At 67.0% G+C, this 23380-nt stretch carries 22 protein-coding genes, 1 tRNA gene and 1 other RNA gene; 17 read left to right on the top strand and 7 right to left on the bottom strand.

Annotated features, from left to right (window positions below; genetic code table 11):
• Positions 1–65 precede the first annotated feature (65 nt).
• Positions 66–2852: a pyruvate dehydrogenase (acetyl-transferring), homodimeric type gene (aceE, locus tag FB459_RS12885; protein WP_141928786.1), complete on the bottom strand. Its 2787-nt coding sequence runs from the start codon at positions 2850–2852 to the stop codon at positions 66–68.
• A 201-nt stretch (positions 2853–3053) separates the two neighbouring features.
• Between aceE and FB459_RS12880 the strand changes: the two genes are divergently transcribed.
• The 7 genes from FB459_RS12880 to FB459_RS12850 all read left to right on the top strand — a co-directional run bounded on the left by FB459_RS12880 (position 3054) and on the right by FB459_RS12850 (position 8404).
• Complete coding sequence (locus FB459_RS12880) at positions 3054–3473, top strand: DUF3052 domain-containing protein (protein ID WP_129626654.1); 420 nt, start codon at positions 3054–3056, stop codon at positions 3471–3473.
• Positions 3474–3486: 13 nt separating this feature from the next.
• A complete protein-coding gene (locus FB459_RS12875; RefSeq protein WP_129626656.1) occupies positions 3487–3954 on the top strand; it encodes a peroxiredoxin in 468 nt (155 codons plus the stop codon).
• Positions 3955–4000: 46 nt separating this feature from the next.
• A tRNA-Val gene (locus FB459_RS12870) sits at positions 4001–4073 on the top strand.
• Positions 4074–4389: 316 nt separating this feature from the next.
• Entirely contained in the window at positions 4390–5274 is an 885-nt protein-coding gene (locus FB459_RS12865) for a Nif3-like dinuclear metal center hexameric protein (RefSeq protein WP_141928785.1), read from the top strand.
• Complete coding sequence (locus FB459_RS12860) at positions 5271–6011, top strand: zinc ribbon domain-containing protein (protein ID WP_129626659.1); 741 nt, start codon at positions 5271–5273, stop codon at positions 6009–6011. Before FB459_RS12865 ends, FB459_RS12860 begins: the two co-directional genes overlap by 4 nt.
• Positions 6012–6018: 7 nt before the next feature.
• Positions 6019–7212, top strand: coding sequence for a bifunctional RNase H/acid phosphatase (locus FB459_RS12855; protein WP_141928784.1), 1194 nt, complete (start codon positions 6019–6021; stop codon positions 7210–7212).
• 7 nt (positions 7213–7219) lie between these two features.
• On the top strand, positions 7220–8404 hold the full coding sequence (locus FB459_RS12850) for an O-succinylhomoserine sulfhydrylase (RefSeq protein ID WP_141928783.1): 1185 nt from the start codon (positions 7220–7222) through the stop codon (positions 8402–8404).
• Between the two features lie 45 nt (positions 8405–8449).
• On the opposite strand, the gene FB459_RS12845 is transcribed toward FB459_RS12850, so the two are convergent.
• Both FB459_RS12845 and FB459_RS12840 read right to left on the bottom strand, forming a co-directional pair.
• The gene (locus FB459_RS12845; protein WP_246092440.1) at positions 8450–9514 is read right to left on the bottom strand and encodes an SLC13 family permease; all 1065 of its coding nucleotides are present in this window, start codon (positions 9512–9514) and stop codon (positions 8450–8452) included.
• The gene (locus FB459_RS12840) at positions 9507–10256 is read right to left on the bottom strand and encodes a YaaA family protein (RefSeq protein WP_141928781.1); all 750 of its coding nucleotides are present in this window, start codon (positions 10254–10256) and stop codon (positions 9507–9509) included. The genes FB459_RS12845 and FB459_RS12840 overlap by 8 nt, the downstream gene beginning before the upstream one ends.
• Before the next feature lie 82 nt (positions 10257–10338).
• Here FB459_RS12840 and FB459_RS12835 point away from each other — a divergent pair, with 82 nt between their 5' ends.
• From FB459_RS12835 to FB459_RS12820, 4 genes are all read left to right on the top strand, one after another.
• Positions 10339–11778: an RNB domain-containing ribonuclease gene (locus FB459_RS12835; protein ID WP_141928780.1), complete on the top strand. Its 1440-nt coding sequence runs from the start codon at positions 10339–10341 to the stop codon at positions 11776–11778.
• Positions 11779–11810: 32 nt separating this feature from the next.
• Positions 11811–12160, top strand: an RNA gene (gene rnpB / locus FB459_RS12830) — RNase P RNA component class A.
• A 478-nt stretch (positions 12161–12638) separates the two neighbouring features.
• Positions 12639–13085 (top strand): hypothetical protein, encoded by a 447-nt coding sequence (locus FB459_RS17390; protein ID WP_205744784.1) that lies wholly within the window; start codon positions 12639–12641, stop codon positions 13083–13085.
• A 46-nt stretch (positions 13086–13131) separates the two neighbouring features.
• A complete protein-coding gene (locus tag FB459_RS12820; RefSeq protein WP_129626671.1) occupies positions 13132–13986 on the top strand; it encodes a phosphatidylinositol-specific phospholipase C/glycerophosphodiester phosphodiesterase family protein in 855 nt (284 codons plus the stop codon).
• Between the two features lie 66 nt (positions 13987–14052).
• Here FB459_RS12820 and FB459_RS12815 read toward each other — a convergent pair whose 3' ends face one another.
• Positions 14053–15495, bottom strand: coding sequence for a GuaB1 family IMP dehydrogenase-related protein (locus tag FB459_RS12815; RefSeq protein ID WP_141929536.1), 1443 nt, complete (start codon positions 15493–15495; stop codon positions 14053–14055).
• Between the two features lie 144 nt (positions 15496–15639).
• Here FB459_RS12815 and FB459_RS12810 point away from each other — a divergent pair, with 144 nt between their 5' ends.
• From FB459_RS12810 to FB459_RS12805, 3 genes are all read left to right on the top strand, one after another.
• Positions 15640–16299, top strand: a complete 660-nt coding sequence (locus FB459_RS12810; RefSeq protein WP_141928779.1) for an MBL fold metallo-hydrolase — start codon at positions 15640–15642, stop codon at positions 16297–16299.
• 59 nt (positions 16300–16358) lie between these two features.
• Positions 16359–16535 carry a hypothetical protein gene (locus tag FB459_RS17385; protein WP_168990280.1) on the top strand — a complete coding sequence of 59 codons (177 nt, stop codon included), beginning with the start codon at positions 16359–16361 and terminating at the stop codon, positions 16533–16535.
• 102 nt (positions 16536–16637) lie between these two features.
• Entirely contained in the window at positions 16638–17777 is a 1140-nt protein-coding gene (locus FB459_RS12805) for a lipid II:glycine glycyltransferase FemX (RefSeq protein WP_141928778.1), read from the top strand.
• A 60-nt stretch (positions 17778–17837) separates the two neighbouring features.
• On the opposite strand, the gene ppgK is transcribed toward FB459_RS12805, so the two are convergent.
• Together ppgK and map are read right to left on the bottom strand one after the other, a co-directional pair.
• Positions 17838–18602, bottom strand: a complete 765-nt coding sequence (ppgK, locus tag FB459_RS12800) for a polyphosphate--glucose phosphotransferase (protein ID WP_129626679.1) — start codon at positions 18600–18602, stop codon at positions 17838–17840.
• Positions 18603–18622: 20 nt separating this feature from the next.
• The gene (gene map / locus FB459_RS12795) at positions 18623–19483 is read right to left on the bottom strand and encodes a type I methionyl aminopeptidase (RefSeq protein WP_129626681.1); all 861 of its coding nucleotides are present in this window, start codon (positions 19481–19483) and stop codon (positions 18623–18625) included.
• A 95-nt stretch (positions 19484–19578) separates the two neighbouring features.
• Here map and FB459_RS12790 point away from each other — a divergent pair, with 95 nt between their 5' ends.
• Positions 19579–19758: a methionine aminopeptidase gene (locus tag FB459_RS12790; protein ID WP_246092439.1), complete on the top strand. Its 180-nt coding sequence runs from the start codon at positions 19579–19581 to the stop codon at positions 19756–19758.
• A 74-nt stretch (positions 19759–19832) separates the two neighbouring features.
• Here FB459_RS12790 and FB459_RS12785 read toward each other — a convergent pair whose 3' ends face one another.
• Positions 19833–21020, bottom strand: coding sequence for an MFS transporter (locus tag FB459_RS12785; protein WP_129626685.1), 1188 nt, complete (start codon positions 21018–21020; stop codon positions 19833–19835).
• A 114-nt stretch (positions 21021–21134) separates the two neighbouring features.
• On the opposite strand from FB459_RS12785, the gene FB459_RS12780 reads away from it, so the two are divergent.
• Both FB459_RS12780 and FB459_RS12775 read left to right on the top strand, forming a co-directional pair.
• Entirely contained in the window at positions 21135–22193 is a 1059-nt protein-coding gene (locus tag FB459_RS12780) for an NAD(P)-dependent alcohol dehydrogenase (RefSeq protein WP_129626687.1), read from the top strand.
• A gap of 3 nt (positions 22194–22196) precedes the next feature.
• Entirely contained in the window at positions 22197–23375 is a 1179-nt protein-coding gene (locus tag FB459_RS12775) for an MFS transporter (RefSeq protein WP_129626689.1), read from the top strand.
• Positions 23376–23380 lie beyond the last annotated feature (5 nt).

Genomic DNA, 23380 nt, shown 5'->3' with positions numbered 1-23380 from the left:
CCCGGTCGATCATGATGAAGCCCCCCGGCATGTGCCGGGGGGCTTCATCGATCGGTGTCGCGAAGTCAGGCGTCGCCGCCCGCGTTGCCGGAGGTACCCGCGCGGACGTCGAGCAGCTGGTACTTCTCGGCGGCCTTCTTCGGGTAGCTCTCGTCCAGCTCACCGCGCTCGACCAGCATCTGCAGCGCACGCACCGCCATCGACGGACCGTCGATGTGGAAGAAACGTCGTGCAGCCGGACGGGTGTCGGAGAAACCGAACCCGTCGGCACCCAGCGAGGCGAACTCCTGAGGAACCCATTGGCGAACCTGGTCCTGCACGGTGCGCATCCAGTCGGACGTTGCCACGACCGGACCCGGAGCACCCTGCAACTTCTGCGTGATGAACGGGATCCGCGGTTCCTCGTCCGGGTGCAGGAAGTTGTGCTCGTCGGCGGCCAGGCCGTCGCGGCGCAGTTCGCCCCACGAGGTCACCGACCAGACGTCGGCGACGACGCCCCAGTCGTCCTTGAGCAACTGCTGCGCCTCGAGCGCCCACGGCACACCGACACCGGACGCGAGCAACTGCACGCGACGTGCGTCGTCACCGACACCCTCGGTGCTGCCCTCGGACACCTTGTAGATGCCCTTGAGCAAACCTTCGACGTCCAGGTCGTCCGGCTCGGCCGGCTGCTGCATCGGCTCGTTGTAGACCGTCATGTAGTAGATGACGTTCTCCGGTTCGGCGCCGTACATGCGCTCCACACCGTTCTGCATGATGTGCGCGATCTCGTACGCGTACGCAGGGTCATAAGCCACGACGGCCGGGTTGGTCGACGCCAGCAGCAGGCTGTGACCGTCGGCGTGCTGCAGACCCTCGCCGGTCAGCGTGGTACGACCGGCGGTGGCGCCGATCATGAACCCGCGCGCCATCTGGTCGGCGGCCGCCCAGATGCTGTCTCCGGTGCGCTGGAACCCGAACATCGAGTAGAAGATGTAGATCGGGATCATCGGCACGTCGTGCGTCGCGTAGGCCGAGCCGGCAGCCGTGAACGCAGCCACCGAACCCGCCTCGTTGATGCCGGTGTGCAGGATGTGTCCCTGCTCCGACTCCTTGTACGCGAGCATCAGCTCGGCGTCGACCGACTTGTAGTTCTGGCCGTGCGGGTTGTAGATCTTCAGCGTCGGGAAGAACGCGTCCATGCCGAACGTGCGTGCCTCGTCCGGGATGATCGGCACGATCCGGTTGCCGAACTCCTTGTCGCGCATCATGTCCTTCAGGATGCGGACGAACGCCATGGTCGTTGCGACCATCTGCTTGCCCGAGCCCTTCTTGGCCTGGGCGTACGCAGAGTCGGCCGGAAGGCTGATCTCCTTCGACTTCGTGCGGCGCGAGGGCAGGCCACCACCGAGGGCAGCGCGGCGCTCACGCATGTACTTGATCGCCTCGTCGTTCTCGCCCGGGTGGTAGTACGGCGGCAGGTAGGGGTTCTCCTCCAACTGCGCGTCCGAGATCGGGATCTTGAGCGAGTCGCGGAACATCTTGAGGTCGTCCAGCGTGAGCTTCTTCATCTGGTGGGTCGCATTGCGCCCCGCGAAGTGGGTGCCCAGGCTGTAGCCCTTGATCGTCTTGGCGAGGATGACCGTCGGCTGACCGTGATGCTCGGTCGCCGCCTTGTACGCCGCGTAGACCTTCCGGTAGTCGTGGCCACCACGCTTGAGGCGCCACCAGACGTCCTCGTCGCTCCAGTCGGCGACCATCGCCTTGGTACGAGGGTCGCGTCCGAAGAAGTTGTCGCGGACGTACTTTCCGTCGTTGGCGCGGAAGGTCTGGTAGTCGCCGTCGGACGTGGTGTTCATCAGGTTGACCAGGGCGCCGTCACGGTCGGCAGCGAGCAACGGGTCCCAGCCGCGTCCCCAGACCGTCTTGATGACGTTCCAGCCGGCGCCGCGGAAGAACGACTCGAGCTCCTGGATGATCTTGCCGTTTCCGCGCACCGGGCCGTCGAGCCGCTGCAGGTTGCAGTTGACGACGAACGTCAGGTTGTCGAGCTCCTCGCCGGCCGCCAGCTGCAGGAGACCGCGCGACTCCGGCTCGTCCATCTCGCCGTCACCGAGGAACGCCCACACGTGCTGGTCGCTGGTGTCCTTGATGCCGCGGTTGTGCAGGTAGCGGTTGAACTGCGCCTGGTAGATCGCGTTCATCGGACCGATACCCATCGACACCGTCGGGAACTCCCAGAAGTCGGGCATGTTCCGCGGGTGCGGGTACGACGGCAGACCGAACGGTTTGCCGTCGATGAAGTGCGACTTCTCCTGGCGGAAACCGTTGAGCTGGTCCTCGGACAGGCGGCCTTCGAGGAAGGCGCGGGCGTACATGCCGGGGGAGGCGTGGCCCTGGAAGAAGACCTGGTCGCCACCGCCGGGGTGGTCCTTGCCGCGGAAGAAGTGGTTGAAACCCACTTCGTACAGCGTGGCGGCCGATGCGTAGGACGAGATGTGTCCACCGACGCTGATCTCAGGACGCTGGGCGCGGTGCACCATGATCGCAGCGTTCCAGCGCAGCCAGGCGCGGTAGCGGCGCTCGACCTCCTCGTCACCGGGGAACCACGGTTCGCCCTCCGGAGGGATGGTGTTGATGTAGTCGGTCGTCGTCAACGACGGGATGCCCACCTGGCGTTCGCGAGCTCGCTCAAGCAACTTGAGCATGACGTAACGCGCGCGGTTGCGACCGCCGGCGTCGATGATCCCGTCGAGGGACTCCAACCATTCCTGCGTCTCTTCCGGATCGACGTCCGGAAGTTGGCTGGGTAGACCGTTGAGGATCGGGCCCTTGGCAGGCTCTGGTGACACGATTGGCTCCTTCGCGTACATGATTCGCAATCTCCATCAAACACCGCGGAAGGCGTGTACGTACAAGCGAGTCCGGTTACCTTCTAGTACGTGGGCATATATGCCCGCATCTGACCCGATTCGTGCGGTGATCGCAGTCGGCGCCGCTCGTCCACTACCGTGGGGCGGCATCACCGACGCACGATCGAGCGGGTGGTGCAATCGAACACTCTGGGAAGGAACATGGCTAACGACGCAGGCGGCGGCACCTGGGCGAACCGCATCGGGTTCACCGAAGGACAGGTCGTACTCGAGATCGGTTGGGACGAGGACGTCGAGGACGCCCTCCGGGAGAACGTCGAGGACCTCATCGGATCGGCCCTCGAGGAGGACCAGTTCGACGGCGTCGTCGACGCGGTACTGCTGTGGTGGCGCGACGGCGACGGTGATCTCATCGACGACTGTGTCGACGCACTCGCCATGCTGGCCGACAAGGGTTTCCTGGTCGTGTTGGTGCCGAAGGCCGGCCACCCGGAACACGTTCAGGCCGCAGACATCGAAGAGGCGGCGAAAACCGTTGGACTCAAGGCGAGTTCGACCGCGAAAGCCGGCGACTGGATCGCCACCAAACTGGTCCAGGGCGGCCACCAGAAGCAACGCTGAGAAGAGGCGACACATGACTTCCCCCAAGCAGGTCGGCGAACAGGCTGCCGCGTTCACCGCCAAGGACCAGTTCGGCCAGGAGCAGACCCTCACCGGTCTGACCTCCGAAAAAGCACTGCTGCTGGTGTTCTACCCGTTCGCGTTCTCCGGCATCTGCACCGGCGAACTGTGCTCCATCCGCGATGACCTGTCGCGCTTCGCGAACGACAAGGTGCAGGTCGTCGGAATCTCCTGCGACCCGATGTTCACCCAGCGCGCCTGGGCGGACGACCAGGGTTACGACTTTCCGTTGCTGTCCGACTTCTGGCCGCACGGTTCGATCGCCCAGGACTACGGGGTGTTCAACGAGGACGCCGGCATGGCCATCCGCGGCACCTTCCTCATCGACGGCAGCGCCACGATCACCTGGTCGCAGGTCAACGGCCCGGGCGAAGCCCGCGACTTCGCCGGCTACGACGAGGCCGTCGCGAAGCTGTCCTGAACCCCATTACCCTTGACCGAGCTCCGCACCCGACGGTGCGTGGCGAGGGCCTGTAGCTCAGTTGGTAGAGCACCGCGTTTACACCGCGGGTGTCGTCGGTTCGAGGCCGGCCGGGCCCACTCGATGACATTTGCCGCTCCCTCGGCGTGAAGGCGGGCAGCCGCTCACTTCGTGGCGGCTGCCCGCCTTCGCCGTTCCGCGGCGTGAGCCTTCCAGCGTGGTCGCCCAGGTGCCACCACCGGCTTCGCGGTCCAACCTCGCTCGCTACACACACCTTCGCTGCTCCGTGGCGCAGGGGCCCACCTTTCCCGCTGGTTGAGCCTGGATGCAGCGACGAAGCAGCAGCGTCCAGGGTCGAAACCACGGTGACACTCGACGGCCGCCCGACCCGTAGGCTTGGCGACGCCCGCAAACCCGAACCGCTCGAAGGAACCCATGACTTCCGACCTGACGAGTCCGACTCTGGCGCAGGTCATCTCGGTGCTCGAGGAGTTCTTCCCGAGTTCGACCGCCGCCTCCTGGGACCGCGTCGGCCTGGTGACCGGAGACCCCGAACAACCCGTGCAGCGCATCAGGTTCGCGGTCGACCCGACGCTGGCCGTCATCGAACAAGCGCGGGACGACGTCATCGACCTGGTGGTCACCCACCACCCTCTGCTGCTGCGCGGCATCAACTCGGTCGCCACCACCACGGCCAAGGGTGCGGCGATCACCTCCCTGGTGGTCGCCGACATGGCGCTGTACTGCGCGCACACCAACGCCGACGTGGCGCGGCCCGGCGTCAACGACGCGCTGGCGGCCGCGTGCGGTCTACCGGATGACTGCGAGGCCCTCGACGACGAGGACGGCCAGCCCATCGGGCGCGTCGGCGACCTGCCGCAACCGTTGTCGCTCAAGGCTTTCGCCGAGCATCTTGCGTCCGCACTGCCGCCTGCCCCGGTCGGCATCCGGGTCAGTGGGGAAGCGAAAGCACAGGTCCGTCGGGTCGCCGTCCTGGGTGGTGCCGGCGACGACCGTTTCGAGGCCGTGCGACGCTCGGGTGCGGACGTCTACGTGACCGCCGACCTGCGTCACCACCCCGCCATCGAGGCGCGCGAAGAGGCGCGAGGCGGGCCGCCCTACCTTATCGACGCGGGCCACTGGGCCACCGAGTCGCTCTGGCTCGACGCAGCCGCCGACCGGCTGCGGGAGCGCCTGGCCTGCGACGGACTTACAGTTGACACCGACATCTGCACAGTGCGCACCGATCCGTGGGATTTCCTCGTCGGCAGCACCCACTCGACAACCGACTCGACACCGGACTCTGGGAGCCAGGAATGAAAGCCGACCTCGCAAAGCAGTGGCGCATGCTCGACCTGCAGGCGCTCGACACGCGCCTGACGCAGCTCGCCCACAAGAAGCGCACGCTGCCGGTGCTCGCCGAGATCGAGAAGGCGACCAAGCAGCAGGACGAACTCTTCGAGGAGGTCGTGCTCGCTCGCACGGCCGCCCAGGACGTCGAGCGGGAGATCACCAAGGCCGAGGACGCCGTCCAACTCGTCCGCGACCGTGCCGCGCGCAACCAGCAGCGCCTGGACGCCGGGCAGGGTTCGCCGAAGGACCTGCAGGGCATGCAGCACGAACTGCAGACCCTCGCGCGCCGACAGGCCGAACTCGAGGACGAGGAAATCGCCGTGATGGAGCGTGCCGAGGAGCTGCGCGCCGTTCTCGCCCGGCGCGAGGCACAGAAGGCGGAGCTGGACGAGAAGATCGTCTCCCTCGCGAACGACCGCGACCAGGCGATCGCCGAGATCGACGAAGAGTCGAACAGCGTTGCAGCGCAACGTGATCAGATCGCGCCCGGACTCGGCACCGATCTGCTCGGCCTCTATGAGAAGGTGCGCGAGCAGTGCGGCGGACTCGCAGCAGCGGCGCTCACGCAGCGTCGGTGCGGCGGCTGCGGTCTTGAGCTGAACGCGACCGAGCTGGCGAAATTCAAGAACGCACCCGAGGACGAGATCCTGCGCTGCGAGGACTGCCGCCGGATCGTCGTCCGCACATCCGAGTCGGGGCTGTAAGCGCTCGATGGCACGGGCTCTCATTGTCGAGGCCGACGGCGGCTCTCGGGGCAATCCGGGGGTGGCCGGATACGGCGCCCTCGTCCGGGACGCATCCACCGGAGAACTGCTTGCCGAACGCGCCGAGCCGCTTGGTTTGGCCAGCAACAACGTCGCCGAGTACTCCGGTCTGATCGCCGGGTTGGAGGCTGCCGCCGAGATCGACCCGTCCGCGCGCGTCGAGGTGCGGATGGACTCCAAGCTGGTCGTCGAACAGATGGCCGGTCGTTGGAAGATCAAGCACGAGGACATGAAGCGCCTCGCCCTCGAGGCGCAGGAGATCGTCCGGTCATTGACGACCGCGGGCGGCGCCGTGACCTGGACGTGGATCCCGCGCGAGAAGAACAAGGACGCCGACAAGCTGTCCAATGTGGCGATGGACGGCGAAACGGTCGTCCGGAATCTTTGGCGGACAACCGAACCCGACGACCCCGCCGAGGTAAGTGAGCCCGCCGTCGATGCCACCGACGCCGAGGCAGCCGCTGCCCCCGCACCGGCGTCTGCGCAGGCAGGTCGTCCGGTTCGCGTCCTGATGGTGCGTCACGGAGTCACCGACTTCACCGTCGAGGGAAGACTCGACGGTCGCGGCGGACCGAACCCCGACCTCAACAAGCAAGGGCTCGCCCAAGCCCGATCGGTCGCTGCGGGCATCGCCGCCAAGACGGGCGACCTGCCGGTGCGGTTCATCGCATCGGACCTGTCGCGCGCCCAGGAAACCATCCGTCCGGCGGCTGAAGCCCGTGGCCAGCAGGTCGAGATCGACCCGGACTGGGACGAACAGAACTTCGGCGAGTGGGACGGCGAGCTCGTGCGGGATCTGGTGCAGCACAAGGACTTCGCGCGGCTGCGTGACGACCCGACCTACGCGGCACCGGGCGGGGGAGAGACGCACGAGCAACTCACGTCCCGCGTCCGGGACGCCCTGCGCCGGGCCGTCGAGTCGGCGTCCGACGGGAGTGTGGTCGTCGTGGCCACGCACCGCAAGCCGATCATGGTCGTGCTTGCCGAGGTGCTTGGCCTCGATCTGGCGCACGCCTGGATGCTCGCGATCGGTCCGGGTTCGTTCACAGGTCTCGAACTCTGGGCCGACGGGCACGGCTCGGTGAGCTTCGTGAACGATACGAATCACCTTCGCGCGACGCGCGGTGCTCGAGCGCAGTAGGAGCGAGATGGACGACCAGCAGTTTGCCCCCGACACCATCGCGGTGCGAGGAGGCTTGTCCCGCAGCGGTTTCGAGGAGACGGCGGAAGCCCTTTATCTGACGTCGGGTTTCGTCTACGAGACCGCCGAGGACGCCGAGGCGGCGTTCAAGGCAGAGGTGGATCGTTTCGTCTACAGCCGGTACGGGAACCCGACCGTCGCCGTGTTCGAGGAGCGCCTACGTCAGTTGGAGGGCGCCGAGGCCTGTTACGCGACCGGCTCAGGCATGGGCGCGGTCTTCACGGCACTCGCGGCTCTGCTCGGTGCCGGCGACCGCGTCGTGGCGTCCCGCGGACTGTTCGGCTCCTGCTTCGTGATCCTGGACGAGATCCTCCCGCGCTGGGGCGTCGAGACCGTGTTCGTCGACGGTCCCGATCTCGATCAGTGGCGCGAGGCCCTCAGCGTTCCTACGACGGCGGTCTTCTTCGAGACGCCGAGCAACCCGATGCAGGAACTCGTCGACATCCGCGCAGTCTGCGATCTCGCCCACGCCGCCGGCGCGCAGGTGGTCGTCGACAACGTGTTCGGCACGCCCGTCTACTCCAAGCCGCTCGAGCACGGCGCCGACATCGTCGTCTACTCCGCGACCAAGCACATCGACGGACAGGGACGCGTCCTCGGTGGCGCGATCCTGGGGCCGAAGGACTACATCGAAGGTCCTGTCCAGAACCTCATCAGGCACACCGGCCCGTCGCTGTCGCCCTTCAACGCGTGGGTCCTGGTCAAGGGTCTGGAGACCATGCGTCTGCGCGTGGATCAGATGGCCCAGTCGGCTATCGAGGTTGCGCGCACCTTGGCGAATCACGCTGCGGTGGAACAGGTTTGGTACCCATACCTGGAGTCGCACCCGCAGTACGAGTTGGCACGCAAGCAGATGGGTGGGGGCGGCACGGTCGTCACTTTCCGCCTGGCCGGCGGCAAGGCCGAGGCGTTCAAGCTGATGAACGCGCTGCAGATCATCGACATCTCCAACAACCTGGGCGACTCCAAGTCGCTGATCACCCACCCGGCCACCACCACTCACCGCCGCATGGGCGAGGAAGCGCGGCTGGCGATCGGGATCACCGACGGCGTCCTACGCGTCTCGGTCGGCCTGGAGGACGCCGCCGACCTGGTGCGTGACCTCACCCAGGCTCTCGACAAGGCGACCTGACCCGGCGTCCGACCGGTGGTCCGAGGAGCGGAGGCGGTCTCCCCCTCAAATCACGAGGGTTGCTGCAAGGACCGCGCACACGGCGACCAGCGCGCTCTGCCAGGTGTAGGTGCGCAGGGGCACCTCCACCCCGGCACGGCGGCAGCGTTGCCGCCACAACAGCGTCGCGACGGTGCCCCAGACCGTGACGATCGATCCGGTGTTCACCCCGACCAGCAGGGCAGCGTGCCGATCGAGCGATCCGGTGACCGGCTCGATCGCGAGGTACGTGGGCAGATTGTTGCCGAGGTTGCCGAGTACCGCGGAAACACCCGAGAGCCGCATGAGATCAGTCACCGACGAACCCTGGCCCGTGAGTGCTCCGATCGCGTCGGTGAGGCCGTGTCGTCCGGCAAGGTCGACCACCACGAACAGTACGACGAGCGCTGCGACGGTGCGCCACGGCAGGTTGAGCGCGCGCAGCCCGGGACGGTCTCGGACCGCCAGGACGACCAGCAGAAACGCCGCCGCGACAGCCGCTGGGAACACCGGCGTGATTCCGCTGACGCAGAGCGGGCCGAGGGCGACACAGACCCCGGCTGCGGTGAGCAGCAGAACGCGGTCGTGCGGGTCCGCAGGACGCGCGGTCACGTACCGTCCACGTAGTTGTCTGCGGTACAGGATCGCGGCCACGACGACCGTCGCGAGGATGGCCGCGAGAGCCGGACGCCACATCACGCTCAGGTAGGACGGATGGTCGGGGATCCGGGAAAAGCTGTGCAACGCAAGCAGGTTCGTCAGGTTCGAGACCGGCAACAGCAGCGACGCCGTGCTCGCCAGCCACACGGTGGTCAGCGCGAACAGTGTGCCATCGAGCTTGGCCTGGCGGGCGACCGCGAGTACCACCGGAGTGAGCAGGACAGCCGTCGTGTCGAGGCTGAGCACGATGGTGCTCGCGACAGCCAGCACGACGATCAGCAGCCAGAGTCGAAGAACGCTTCCGCGCGCCACTCGTGCGGCCCAGTGGGCGGCCACGTCGAAGACACCGGCCCGCTCGGAGATCTCGGCAACGATCGTGAGCGCGACCAGGAACCCGATGACCGGTCCGACGCGCTCGATGAGGTCAACCACGCGTGGTCGTCGACAGAACCCAGGGCCTGCCCGGCTTCGTGAGGGCGTCCCATGACACCTCGAACTGCTCGGAGAGGCCATCGGCGAGTTGTTCGGGACGACGGGGGTCGAGTCCGAGTTCGCAGATGGCGCGCGCAACCAGGCCGCGGGTGTGCTTGGCCATGTGGGTGGCTCCGGGCACCTTGATCTGCACCCAGCGGGCAGCGAGGTCGCCCGACGGTGTCCAGGCGGCGGCGTACGTGCTGGAGCGGCAGTCGACGATCAGACCCTTGCCCGCAGCCGAGGTCATCGGTTCGTCGAGCAAGGGTTTCCAGAACGACGCGAGCGGACCGACACCCGGCAGGTTGACTGCCATCGAGAGCCGGTATGGCGGCACCTTGTCCTTCATCCGAAGTGCTCCGAACAGCGCGGATTGCACGACGAGCCAGCGGTTCGCCCGTCGCAGCGCGGCAGCGTCGAGGGAAGGAAGATCCAGCGCGTCGTACAGGACGCCGGTGTAGAGGGCCGCGACCGGTACCGCCGGCGCGGACCGCAGACGTGTGTTGCGGGCGATCTCCTCGGTGAGGTTCGGGCTCACCCCGAGCACCGTTGCAGCCGTGTCGGATTCGCTCAGCCCGCCGGCCCGCTCGATGACAGCCTCCCGGGCGTCGACCAGTTCGGGAAAGGACATCGCGTCCGGTCGGTACGCCCCACCTCGGGAGCGGGGAGTCTTGGATTCCGAGGGAGGCAGCAGCACGAGCACCCGGTGAGTCTACGAGCCGGCGCCTCCATCCGTTCAGTCACTAACCCGCGCGACCTGCGTCCGGCTCCCTAGGGTGTGAGCTATGGTCAAACGCGTCATCAAGGTCACCAGCGAAGTCCCCTCGGATCAGGTCGAGAGCCCTGAGCTCGCCGCTGCCTTCGACGGCCTGCGGCAGCGTCTGGAGCTACCGGCGCGGTTCCCGGCCGAGGTGGAGGAGGAAGCAAGGCGGGCTGTTGCCGCGCCGGAGTTGCCGGAGCGCGACGAGACCGCCGTGCCGTTCTTCACCATCGACCCGGAAGGCTCGACCGACCTCGACCAGGCGATGTGTCTGGAACGGGACGGCGACGGCTACCGCGTGAGGTACGCGATCGCCGACGTCCCCGCGTTCGTGAAGGCCGGGGGAGCACTCGACGCCGAGACGCACCGACGCGGACAGACCATCTACCTACCCGATCAGCGAATTCCGTTGCACCCAACAACGATCAGCGAGGACGCAGCCAGCCTGCTCGAAGGGCAGACGCGGCCCGCGTTCGTGTGGAACATGAAGCTGGACGCGTCCGGCGACTGCACCGCCTACGAGGTGTACCGGGCGATGGTGAGCAGCAAGAAGCGTCTGGACTACACCTTCGTCCAGGAGCAGGTCGACTCCGGCAACGCCGACGAGTCCCTGATGCTGCTGAAGGAGATCGGCGAGAAGCGGATCGAGATGGAACGTGCCCGTGGCGGCGCGAGCCTGCCGATGCCCGAGCAGATCGTCACCAGCAAGGAGAACGGGTACGAGCTGACCATGCGTCCGCCGGTACCCGCCGAGGACTGGAACGCACAGATCTCGCTGCTGACGGGCATGGCGGCCGCAGAGATGATGCTGCACAACCAGATCGGCGTGCTGCGCACGATGCCCGAACCTGAGGGCAACGCGATCGCACGGTTCAAGCGGGCCGCTCAGGCGCTCGGCGCCGAGTGGCGTTCGGACCTCACCTACGGTGAGTTCCTGCGCACCCTCGACCGCGACAACCCCAAGCACCTCGCGCTGATCTACGAGGCCACCGGGCTGTTCCGCGGAGCCGGTTACACCTGCTTCGACGGCGACATCCCCGAGGTCACTCAGCAGGCTGCGGTGGCAGCGCCGTACGCCCACGTCACCGCGCCGCTTCGGCGCCTCATGGACCGCTACGGCCTGGTGATCTGCGAGGCGCTCAGCCGTGACGCCGAGGTGCCGCAATGGGTGCGATCGGCCCTTGCGACCCTTCCGGACGACATGAAGAAGTCCGACGAGCTGGCCCGCAAGGCCGAACGGGCCGCGACCGACATCATCGAGGCGGCGTTCATGTCCGGCCACGTGGGAGAGTCCTTCGAGGCCGTCGTGGTCGACAACAACGGCAAGGAGGGGTTGCTGGTGCAACTGACCGAGCACGCGGTGATCCAGCCGGTGCCCGGCACCGCCGAGCTCGGTTCCACCGTTCAGGTGAAGGTGGTCTCCGCCGACATCGCGGCCGGCAAGGTGGAGTTCGCGCTCGCCTGAGGTGAACGGACACCGATAGACTCGACCACGGATGAGCCGGCCAGGCGGCCGCGTCGGGAGTTCGCTCCCGCCGAGGAACGTCCGGGCTCCGAAGAGCAGGGTGGTGGCTAACGGCCACCCGGGGTGACCCGCGGGACAGTGCCACAGAAAGCAGACCGCCTGCGCTCGCGCAGGTAAGGGTGAAACGGTGGTGTAAGAGACCACCAGCGCCCCAGGTGACTGGGGCGGCTAGGTAAACCCCACCCGGAGCAAGGCCAGACAGCATGCGCCCGAGGGCTGCTCGCCCGAGCATGCGGGTAGGCCGCTGGAGGCGACTGGCAACAGTCGTCCTAGATGGATGGTCGCCCAATGACTGAACCCGGCGTATCGGCCGGCTCATCCCCGGCACGCCCACTTTCTGCGGAACCGGATCAACACCCACGCACGTCGGTGTTGAAGCTTCTTCGACCGGTGGGCCGTCACCGAAATGCGTTCGTGCGGTCTGGCGTCGCGCCCTACGGTCGAGGACAACAAGAGAACACAGCTGAGAGTCGGGGCGGGCCGAAGACCGTCGGTCACCTTTCGCCGAAGCCACCGGTGGTCGTTCGCGCCTGTCACCCTCCTCGCTTGTTCCGAGAGGGGTCCGCCGTGACCGGCGTTCTGCGTACCTTCAACACCCCGCCGCACCGCTCAGACGTCCAGTTCGGATGCCCGACAGATGCCCAACCATGCAGGCGGCTAATCCTTCGAACTCGCCCACGTGCAGCGGCTGCGCCGGTTCCTGACGCTCGGCACCTATTACGTCACTGCAACCGAGCTGACCGCGCCGCGCCGTCGCCGACTGGTACACGTGCAAGGACGCCGACACGGTCGCCTTCCAGGTGGTCAAGTACCGACAGCGCGAGGGCTGGTCTCATCGGGAGATCGTCGGCGCGTTGGACGCGGCGTTCTACAACGCGTTCGGTGCGGTGCACCCGTCCGGCAAGCGCACGTTGCTGGTCCTCGACGTGTCCGGTTCGATGACGATGCCGATCAGCAACATGCCGCTGACCTGTCGGGAGGCGTCCACGACGCTCGCCTTGGTGACGATGGCGACCGAGCCGGAGTGCGAGGTCGTCGGGTTCACCGGTTCGGGCGGGGACTGGCGCGAGGCGCCGTTGCTGACCGAGCTCGGTATCAGCCCGCGGCAGCGACTAGACGACGCGGTGCGCGCCGTTTCGGATCTGCCGTTCGGTGGCACGGACTGTGCGTTGCCGATGGTGTGGGCGAAGGAGAGCGGTAAGGAGTTCGACTCCTTCGCGGTCTTGACGGAGTTTGCGAAGTCCTGACTCCACGTTCGCCCGCCGGTCACCGTCCGGGGCGTTGGCTGGACGCATGTCTGCTCACTCCTGCACCCGCCGCACGCTGCTGACCGGAGGTCTGGTCGCTTCGGCCACCCTCGCGCTCAGCCAGGAACAGGCCGCCGCTGCTGCCCGGTCGCCGCTGGCTAGCGTCCGTCCGCTGGCCAAGGCCCACGCCCACAACGACTACGAGCACACCCGTCCCCTGTTCGATGCTCTCGAGCACGGCTTTACCAGCGTCGAGGCCGACGTCTGGCTCGTCGACGGCGAGTTGTACCTCGGTCACGACGGACCCGACCTGTCGCGCACGCTACGCAGCTTCTACCTCGAGCCGCTGGATCGGCTGGCCCGGCTCGGCAACGGCCGGACCTTCCCGCGTCGCAAGACGCCGATCCAACTGCTGATCGACATCAAGTCTGACGGCGACGCCGCTTGGCCCGTCGTCCAACAGCAACTGAGCCAGTACCCGAAGCTGATGACGCACTGGGTGCGTGGTCGCCGCCGCGACCGCGCGGTGACCGCCGTCCTCAGCGGCAACCTGGCGCAGCGCACGTCAGAAGTCGCGGTGCGGTGGGCCGGCTTCGACGGTCGCCTCACGTCGCCGCTTCCGGCGGGCGCGAACAGCGAGCAGTTGCCTCTGCTCTCGGACAACTGGACCAAGTTGTTCACCTGGCAGGGCTTCGGTCCCATGCCCGCGGCAGAGCGCACGAAACTGCACAGGATCGTTTCGGACGCGCATGCCGGGGGATACCGCGTGCGGTTCTGGGCAACTCCCGACCTCGCGCTGCCCAACCGTGAGGCATTGTGGAGCGAACTCGTCGCGGCCGGGGTCGACCACATCAACACCGACGACCTCGCCGGATTACGGAGTTTCCTCAGCAACCGCTGATAGCCGCCACAGCGAAGGGATCCGGTCGCCATTGCGACCGGATCCTTGACTACGGGTGTAGCGGCCTCAGCTCCAGGAGGTTTCGCGGGGGCGGCCCTCGTCGTAACCACTCGCGCTCTGCACACCGACCGTCGCGCGCTCGCGGAACTCGGCGATGTTGCGGGCACCCGCGTAGGTGAAGCTGGAGCGGACACCGGCGATGATCGAGTCGATGAGGTCTTCCACGCCGGGGCGCTGGGCGTCGAGGTACATCTTCGAGGACGAGATGCCTTCCTCGAACAACGCCGAGCGGGCGCGGTCGAACGCGGTGCGTCCCTGCGTCCGGTTGCTCACCGCACGGGCGGACGCCATGCCGAACGACTCCTTGTAGAACCTGCCGGACGCGTCCCGGTTGAGGTCACCGGGGCTCTCCCAGGTGCCCGCGAACCACGAGCCGATCATCACCGAACCGGCTCCGGCGGCAAGGGCGAGAGCGACATCGCGCGGGTACTTCACGCCGCCGTCCGCCCAGACATGCGCGCCGAGTTCCGTTGCCGCAGCTGCACATTCGAGCACCGCCGAGAACTGCGGGCGTCCCACGCCGGTCATCATGCGGGTGGTGCACATGGCGCCCGGTCCGACTCCGACCTTGATGATGTCGGCACCGGCGCTCGCCAGGTCGCGGGCGCCGTCGGCGGTCACCACGTTGCCGGCGGCGATCGGGATACGGGTTCCGGTGGACGCCTCGTGCTCGTCACGGGCGGACTTCACGACGTCGAGTGCGTCGAGCATCTTGTCCTGGTGGCCGTGCGCGGTGTCGACGACCAGCACGTCCGAGCCCGCTTCGAGCATCGCCTTCGCTTTGGCGGCGATGTCGCCGTTGATGCCGATCGCGGTGCCGATCCGCAGGCGCCCCCGGTCATCCAGCGCGGGCTGATAGATCGCGCTGCGCAGGATGCCCTTGCGGGTCAGCACTCCCTGCAGCTCGCCGTCCTTCACCACCGGCGCGAGGCCGAGGTGGTGCTTGGCGAGGTCGTCGTAGACCTGGTCGAGGTCGGCGTCCGGAGTCACGCTGAACAGGTCGCAGGACATGACCTGACCGACGGTGGTGAAGCGGTCGACATCGCGCAGGTCGCCTTCGGTGACCACTCCGACCGGACGGTGGTCGGCGTCCACGACCACGGCGGCCTTGTGCGCGCGCTTGCCCAGCAGGGCGATCGCGGACGCCACCGGAGCCTCGGCCGACACCGTCACCGGGGTCTCGTAGACGGTGTGTGCCGCCTTGACGTAGTCGATCGTCTCGGTGACCGCGTGCACCGGAATGTCCTGGGGCAGCACCGCGATCGCGCCGCGTCGAGCGACGGTCTCGGCCATGCGTCGACCCGACACCGCGGTCATGTTCGCGACCACCAGCGGGATGGTGGTGCCCACACCGTCCGGCGTGGACAGGTCGACGTCGAGGCGACTGGTCACCGATGACCGCGACGGAACCATGAACACGTCGCTGTACGTGAGATCGAACGGGGGCATTTCACCGAGGAGTTTCACGGGAGGTAATGGTACGTCGCGCCCAGGAACACCCGCGCGTTCGTGTCGTGTTCGCGATGTGGGCGCTCGTCAGTTGTTCGCCCGGAACGCCTCCGCGTCCGTGCGCCGACTCGTACGGTGGCTGGCATGAAGATCACCCACCTCGGTCATGCCTGCCTCCTGGTCGAGTACGCCGACGCACGCATGCTCATCGACCCGGGTTCGTTCTCGGACGTCGCGGCCGTCAGTGTCGTCGATGCCGTCCTGATCACCCACCAGCACGCCGATCACCTGGACGTCACGAAGCTGAGGGGTGTGCTGGAACGCAACCCGGACGCCTCGGTGTTCGCCGACACAGGATCGCTGAGAACGTTGCAGGAGAACGACATCCAAGCGACCGAGAACCGCGCCGGTCAGAGTTTCGAGATCGGCTCGGTGCGGGTCACCCCGATCGGGCAGCAGCACGCCGAGATCCACCCGTACGTCGACCGCATCCCCAACCTCGGCCTGATGTTCCAGGTGGAGGGAGAGCCGACGCTGTTCCACCCCGGCGACGCACTGGATGGTCAGCCCCTCGACCGGATCGACATCCTCGCGGTGCCCGTCTCCGCGCCGTGGGGCGCGGTCAAGGAAACAATCGCCTTCGTCCGGCGGATCGCACCACGCGAGGTCGTCCCGATCCACGACGGCACCCTGTCGGAGGCCGGTCGTGCGATGTACCTGCAGCACATCGGCGACTTCGGGCTGGACGGTGGCGTCCCCGTGCGTGATCTGCGCCGGGAGAAGGCCACCGAGTTCACCCTCTGACGCCGTAACCTCGCGCCGTCGGATTCACCGTCCGGGCTCAGGTGACCTAAGCTCGAACGGTGCCCCAACTCACCGCCAAGAAGAAGTGCTGCAAGAAGGACACCCGGTGCAAGAAGTGCCCGGTCGTTCTATCGCGTCTGGCCAAGTGGGGACACGCGGAGCGGATCGACCGCCGCCGTTACGAGCTCGCCGAGTCGGTGCCCAAGAAGGTGCGCAAGCGCGCCCGCGTCCGGTGAAGAACCTTCAACTACGCCCTTAGTAAAGAACGTCGGCCGCTGTTGCGACCGCGCACGGCCTCTGCCCACCCGTCGCAGTCAGTTGGTGGATAGCCTGACCGCATGACTTTGAGCGTCGCCCTGTGCACCGATCAGACCGAATGGGACGAACTCGTCGACGCCGCCGGGGGACACCCGCTGCAACTTTGGGGCTGGGGTGAGCTGAAGTCGAGGTATGAGTGGACCGCAGACCGGCTCGTCGTCCGCGACGGTGACCGGATCGTCGGGTCGGCGCAGGTGCTGCACCGCAAGCTGCCGCAGCCGTTCCGCAGCCTGTCCTACATCCCGCGCGGGCCCCAGGTGCAGGATGAGGCTCGGCGCGCCGAGGTGCTCGACGCGCTCGCGGGCTGGGTGAAGCGCGAGCGGCAGCCGATCGCACTGTCGATCGAGCCCGACTGGGAGGCCGGCTACTCGCCGATGCCGAAGGGCACCGACGACGAAGCTCTCGCACAGCTGCAGTCGCAGCCGGCGCCGCAATGGTTGAAAGACATTGCAGCCAAGGCCTTTTCGCCCAGCGAGAACACCGGTCTGATCCCACGGACCCTCGTCGTCGACTGCAGCCAGGACGACGATGCCCTGATGAAGGGCCTCGGTTCAAGTGCGCGACAGAACGTGCGCAAGTCGTTCAAGGCCGAGAACGTCCGCTTCGGACTGGTCGAGACCGACGAGGACCTCGCCCAGGTGCTGGCGATCAACAACGAGACCGCGCGGCGAGCGGGCTTCGCGGTGCACAGCGACGACTACCACCGCGGCATCCGCGACCTGATGGGGGAGCGGTCCCAGCTGATCGCGGCCTGGGAGGGCGACCAGGTCGTCGCGTTCGTCTGGCTGGTGGTCTCGGCGACGACGGCCTTCGAGTTGTACGGCGGCGTCAACGAGCGCGGCATGAAGCTGCGCCTGAACTACGGCCTAAAGTTCCACGCGATGAAGCATGTCCGTGAGCAGGGCGTGTCCCGTTACGACTTCAACGGCCTGCTCAACGACGGCATCAGCGACTTCAAGCGGCAGTTCGCCAAGCACGAGAACATGCTCATCGGCACCTGGGACCGGCCGCTCTCGCCGCTGTACCCCGCGTTCGCCAAGGCCCTGCCCAAGGTGCGCACGGTGCTGAAGAAGGGTGTGCCGCAGGTGAAGTCGGCGGTCAAAGACCCGAAGGGCACATTCGCCAAGCTGCGTCCGAACAAATCCGAGCAGGAAAAGTAGATTCGCGCACCGTGACAGGTGCGCGGATCACCGCAGGATGCGCGGATTCGGCGCTCGGGGTCAGTCGCGCTTGTGGCGGGCGGTCCATGCGGCACCGATGATGCCCGCGTCGTTCTGGAGCTTCGCCGGCACGATCTTGGTACGCAGGTCGAGCAGCGGCAGGAACTTCTCGTGCTTCTTGCTCACCCCGCCGCCGACGACGATGAGGTCAGGCCACAGCAGGTTCTCCAGGGTGGAGTAGTACTTCTGCAGGCGCTCGGCCCACTTCTCCCAGGAGAGGTCCTCCTTATCGCGGACGCTCTCGGCAGCGCGTGATTCGGCGTCGTGACCGTCGATCTCGATGTGTCCGAGTTCCGAATTCGGAACCAGCACACCGTTGTTGAAGATCGCGGTGCCGATGCCGGTGCCGAGCGTGGTCATCACGACCACACCCTTCTGGTCCTTGGCGGCGCCGAAGTGCAGTTCGCCCACGCCGGCCGCGTCGGCATCGTTGAGGACGCTGATGTCGCGGCCGAGCCTCTTCTCCAGCTTCTGCTCGATCTCGGTCTCGATCCAGGACTTGTCGATGTTCGCCGCGGTCTTCACCACGCCGTGCATCACGACGGCGGGGAAGGTGATGCCGATCGCCTCGCCCTTGGTCTCGTCCGCGAAGTTCTCGGCGATCTGCTCGATGACTTCGGCAACCGCGTCCGGGGTGGCCGGTTTCGGAGTGTCGATCCGCAGACGGTCCGTCGCGAACTTGCCCTTGTCGAGGTCGACCGGGGCGCCTTTGATGCCGCTGCCGCCGACGTCGATGCCGAGGGCGTAGGTCTTGGCCTTTGCCATTGTGTCGTTCTCCTTCTCCGTCACGGGAGGGTGAGGATCTCCGGGCCGTCCTGCGTCATCAGGACGGTGTGTTCGAACTGTGCGCACCACGACTTGTCGGCCGTGGTGACCGTCCATCCGTCATCCCACAGTTCCCATTCGTGGGTGCCGAGGGTGATCATCGGCTCGACGGTGAAGGTCATGCCGGGCTCGATGACGTCGTCGTACGCCGGCGCTGCGTCGTAATGCGGGACGATCAGGCCGGAGTGGAAACTGGTGCCGATGCCGTGTCCGGTGTAGTCGCGCACCACGCCGTAGCCGAAACGGGCGGCGTACTTCTCGATCACTCGTCCGACCACGTTGAACTGCCGACCCGGCATCGCGGACTTGATGCCGCGCAGCATCGCTTCCTGGGTGCGGTCGACCAGGTCGCGTACTTCGGGGGCGACGTCGCCCACCAGGAAGGTGGCGCAGTTGTCGCCGTGGACGCCGTCGATGTAGGCGGTGACGTCGATCTTGACGATGTCGCCGTCCTGCAACTCGCGATCGTCGGGGATGCCGTGACAGATGACCTCGTTGACGCTGGTACACAGCGACTTGGGGAAGCCGCGGTAGCCGAGCGTCGAGGGGTAGGCGTGGTGGTCGAGCAGGAACTCGTGTGCGACGCGGTCGAGTTCGTCCGTGGTGACACCCGGCCGGACGGCAGCACCGGCGGCCTGCAGCGCCTGCGCACCGAGGCGTCCGGCGAGCCGCATGCGTTCGATCGTGGCGGCGTCCTTGATCTCCGATCCCTCGAACGGCGTCGGTTCCGGCCGGTCGACGTACTCGGGGCGGGCGATTGAGGACGGCACCGGACGGCGAGGACTGATCGTTCCGGCGACCATCGGACTGCGTAGCGGCATAAGGTTCAGCTTAGGACGCGGACCTACGGGCTACGTCCTAAGCGGTCGACCCGGACATCGCCGCACATGAACCGACAACGGTGGACGAAGGAGTGATGATGGCCTACTGGTACAACGTCAACACGGGCCAGATCGAGCAGGACGGCAGCACCGAGAGCAAGGACCACCTGATGGGTCCGTACGCGTCCGAGGACGAGGCGCGCTCGGCGATCGAGTTGTCCCGCAAGAAGAACGAGTTGGCCGACGAGGCCGACCGGGCGTGGAAGGAAGGCTGAGCCTGCCTTCGAGCTGAAGGGCGTGAGGCGACGGCCTCACGCCCTTCACCGTTGTTCGGGCTTCCCCCGGCAGCTCAGGCCCGTTTGCGGCGCAGGAACGCGCGCCCGGCCACGGCCAGCAGCAGCGCGATGCCTCCTGCGGCGACCGGCACCCAGAATCCGGCGTGCGGACGGACCTGCTCGATCACGATGCCGGACAGCGCCGAGCCGGCCGCGATCCCGATGATCAAACCGGTGAGTACCACGCTCATCGCCTCGTTGACCTGCGATGAGGGCACGAGTTTCTGCGCCAGTTGCATGGAGATGATCAGCGTCGGCGCCGTTGCCGCGCCGGCGACCATCATCACCAGGGCGATCGGCACCAGATGCTCGGTGAGCAGGATCGGCGCTTCGAGCAGGAACATGCCGGCGGTGCCGACCACCAGCAGAGACTGCAGCGATCGCGTGAGGGTTCGACTGCCGAACCAGAGCCCGGCAGCGGCCGAACCGACCGCGAAGAGCGCGACGATGAGTCCGGACGCCGAAGGGTTGCCTTGGTCCTTTGCGACGGCGATCGCGGTCACCTCGTTGGATCCGAAGATCGCCCCGGTCATGAACATCACGCAGGTCAGGATCAGGATCCCGGGCGTGCGGATGGCCAGCGCACTGCCGTGGTGGGCCACCTCGTCGACCGGAGGTTCGGTACTGCGATCGGACAGGAAGATGAGCGTGCCGACCAGATAGAACAGTGCCGCAGCGATGTAGCCGGCCTCGGGGAACCACAGGGTGGCCAGCGCGATGGCGAGGGCAGGGCCGAGTACGAACGACAGTTCGTCGACCACCTGTTCCAGCGACATGGAGGTGTGCAACTTGTTCGGCTCGTCGCGCAGTTTGTGCGCCCAGCGTGCGCGGCTGAGCGTGCCGACGTTCGCCACGATCGTCGCCATCGCGTAGGCCCCGAACAACGTCCAGGTCGGCCATTCCAGCGCTGACGCCGCAACCATCACCGCGCACCACACCGACGACCAGACCAACAACGGGTAGGTCACGCGGCGCTGACCGAACCGGTCGGTGAGCCGTCCGGCGACGACCGCGGTCAAGGCCAGGAGCACCAGACCGGTCGCCGACACCGCCCCGGCGAGCGCGAACGAACCAGTGCGGGTGGAGATCATCGCCACCAAGGACATGCCGAACATCGCACCGCCGAGGCGTCCGATCGCCGAGCCGATCATGAAACGGCGGGTGGCGGAGTCCTTCAGCAAGGGGGTGTACGTCGACAGCACCGGGTCATCTCATCACCCGATCAGCGGCGTCGACGAATCGAGTGGCGCGCGCCACTGCATTGTCGGACTATGAAAGTCCTCCGGCGGGCGCTCGCAGTCGTACGGTGGGAGGCGATGACTACGCAAACACCCGCGCTCGCGGTGACCCAGGCCAACGGTTCCTTCGAAACGATTTCCCTCGACCGCCGCGCCCTGCGCGACGACGACATCCGAATCGACATCAAGTTCGCCGGCATCTGCCACAGCGACATCCACACGGTGCGCCAGGAGTGGGGCGACATCGAGTTTCCGATCACCCCCGGTCACGAGATCGCCGGTGTGGTCTCGGCTGTCGGCGACGGCGTGACGAAGTACAAGGTCGGCGACCGCGTCGGCGTCGGCTGCATGGTCGACTCGTGCGGCGAGTGCGAGAACTGCAAGAACGACCACGAGCAGTTCTGCACCAAGCCTGCGGTCTTCACCTACAACTCCCTCAACTATGACGGTGAGCGTGCCCAGGGCGGCTACGCCCAGCAGATCGTCGTGACCGAGCGTTTCGCCTGCCGCATCCCCGACGAGATCGGGTTGGATGCAGCTGCGCCGCTGCTGTGCGCCGGCATCACCACGTACTCGCCGCTGAAGCGCTGGGGTGCGCGTCCGGGTACGAAGGTCGGCATCGTCGGCGTCGGCGGCCTGGGACACCTCGGCGTGAAGATCGCGGCCGCGATGGGTGCGCAGGTGTACGGCATCTCGCGCAGCATGGCCAAGGCCGAGGACTCCGAGGCGCTGGGTGCGACCGCGCACCTGGCCACCTCGGACGAGCGCACCTTCTCCGACCACAAGCGCAGTTTCGACATCATCCTCAACACCGTCAGTGCGGACCTGCCGATGTTCGACTACATGAAGCTGCTCAAGCCGTTCGGTGTGATGGTGAACGTCGGTCTGCCGAACGGCACGTACGAACTGCCGCCGCGCGCGTTCAGCGGCAACACCGCGATGGCCGGCTCGATGATCGGCGGCATCGCCGAGACCCAGGAGATGCTCGACTTCTGCGCCGAGCACGGTATCGGCGCGACGATCGAGACGATCAGCGCCGACCAGGTGGACGAGGCGTACGAGCGGGTCGTCGACGGCGACGTCCGGTACCGCTTCGTCATCGACACCGCCACCATCGGCGCATCGGAGAAGGCTTGACCCGTGAGTGAGTCCGGCGCAGGTTTCGACCTGCGCCGGCTCGCTGTTCCGGCGTACGGCCCGTCGCTGCTGTTCGGGCTCGCGGAAGGCGCGATTCTCCCGGTCGTCACGTTGACCGCACGCTCGCTCGGGGCGAGCGTCCCGGTCGCGGCCTTGATGGTGATGCTGACGTACGTCTCGTCGCTGGTCTGCAACGTGCCGGCGTCCGTGATCACCCATCGGGTGGGGGAGCGCAAGGCGATCGTCGCAGCCGCCCTGCTCGGTGCTGTCGCCGGTGGGATCTGTTGGGGCGCAAGCCAGTTGTGGCACCTGGTCGTCGGAGTACTCGTGTTCGGCGCGGCGGCCTCCGTCTTCATGTTGGCTCGGCAGAAGTACCTCACCGAAGCCGTCCCCATCGCCTACCGGGCACGCGCGCTGTCGACGCTCGGTGGGGTCATGCGCATCGGAGTCTTCGCCGGTCCGTTCCTCGGCGCCGCGGCGATCGGGGTGTGGGGCCTGCCGGCGGCGTACCTGGTCTGTTCGGTGGGACTGCTGCTGGCCGGTGTGCTCGCGATGACGCTGCCCGACCTCGAGGGTTCTGCCTCGACCGGACAATCCCGGGTGACCGTCGCCCACGTGCTCCACGAGCACGCGCGCGTCTTCCTTACCGTCGGTCTCGGTGTCCTGTTGATCGCCGCCGTGCGTGCCTCCCGGCAAGCGGTCATCCCCTTGTGGGCCGAACGCCTCGGTCTCAGCCCGCAGCAGGCTTCGGTGATCTACGGCATCTCCGGTGGAATCGACATGCTGGTCTTCTATCCGGCCGGCAAGTTGATGGACGTGCGCGGACGTCGCTGGGTGGCCATCCCGTCGATGATCGTGATGGCTGTGTCATTGCTGGCAATTCCGTTGACGCACAACCCGATCGCTTTCACGATCGTGTGCTGCGTCCTCGGTTTCGGCAACGGCATCGGCGCCGGCATGGTGATGACGCTCGGCGCGGACTTCTCCCCGGACGTCGGACGGGCACAGTTCCTCGGGATCTGGCGAGAACTGTCGGATCTGGGAGCCGTCGGGGGACCGGCGCTGCTTTCCGGAGTCACCGCGGCGCTCGCCCTCGGTCCGGCGATCGCAGCCACCGGGGCGGTCGGACTCGCCGCGGCGGCCGTGCTGTGGCGTTACGTGCCGAACCACCCGTCTCGCTGATCGAG

This window comes from Yimella lutea (assembly GCF_006715095.1).
Classification (GTDB): domain Bacteria; phylum Actinomycetota; class Actinomycetes; order Actinomycetales; family Dermatophilaceae; genus Yimella; species Yimella lutea.
The sequence above is the reverse complement of the archived record's forward strand: the minus strand, read 5'-3'. Positions and strand labels throughout refer to the sequence as shown.

Bases quoted from the DNA above. Each gene is read 5' to 3' on its own strand.
- FB459_RS12820 (WP_129626671.1), top strand. From the start codon at position 13,132: ATGTCTGCTCACTCCTGCACCCGCCGCACGCTGCTGACCGGAGGTCTG.
- FB459_RS12815 (WP_141929536.1), bottom strand. From the start codon at position 15,495: ATGCCCCCGTTCGATCTCACGTACAGCGACGTGTTCATGGTTCCGTCG.
- FB459_RS12790 (WP_246092439.1), top strand. From the start codon at position 19,579: ATGATGGCCTACTGGTACAACGTCAACACGGGCCAGATCGAGCAGGAC.
- FB459_RS12810 (WP_141928779.1), top strand. From the start codon at position 15,640: ATGAAGATCACCCACCTCGGTCATGCCTGCCTCCTGGTCGAGTACGCC.
- FB459_RS12855 (WP_141928784.1), top strand. From the start codon at position 6,019: ATGGCACGGGCTCTCATTGTCGAGGCCGACGGCGGCTCTCGGGGCAAT.
- aceE (WP_141928786.1), bottom strand. From the start codon at position 2,852: ATGTACGCGAAGGAGCCAATCGTGTCACCAGAGCCTGCCAAGGGCCCG.
- FB459_RS12780 (WP_129626687.1), top strand. From the start codon at position 21,135: ATGACTACGCAAACACCCGCGCTCGCGGTGACCCAGGCCAACGGTTCC.
- FB459_RS12865 (WP_141928785.1), top strand. From the start codon at position 4,390: ATGACTTCCGACCTGACGAGTCCGACTCTGGCGCAGGTCATCTCGGTG.
- FB459_RS12850 (WP_141928783.1), top strand. From the start codon at position 7,220: ATGGACGACCAGCAGTTTGCCCCCGACACCATCGCGGTGCGAGGAGGC.
- FB459_RS12875 (WP_129626656.1), top strand. From the start codon at position 3,487: ATGACTTCCCCCAAGCAGGTCGGCGAACAGGCTGCCGCGTTCACCGCC.
- ppgK (WP_129626679.1), bottom strand. From the start codon at position 18,602: ATGGCAAAGGCCAAGACCTACGCCCTCGGCATCGACGTCGGCGGCAGC.
- map (WP_129626681.1), bottom strand. From the start codon at position 19,483: ATGCCGCTACGCAGTCCGATGGTCGCCGGAACGATCAGTCCTCGCCGT.
- FB459_RS12835 (WP_141928780.1), top strand. From the start codon at position 10,339: ATGGTCAAACGCGTCATCAAGGTCACCAGCGAAGTCCCCTCGGATCAG.
- FB459_RS12805 (WP_141928778.1), top strand. From the start codon at position 16,638: ATGACTTTGAGCGTCGCCCTGTGCACCGATCAGACCGAATGGGACGAA.
- FB459_RS12880 (WP_129626654.1), top strand. From the start codon at position 3,054: ATGGCTAACGACGCAGGCGGCGGCACCTGGGCGAACCGCATCGGGTTC.
- FB459_RS12860 (WP_129626659.1), top strand. From the start codon at position 5,271: ATGAAAGCCGACCTCGCAAAGCAGTGGCGCATGCTCGACCTGCAGGCG.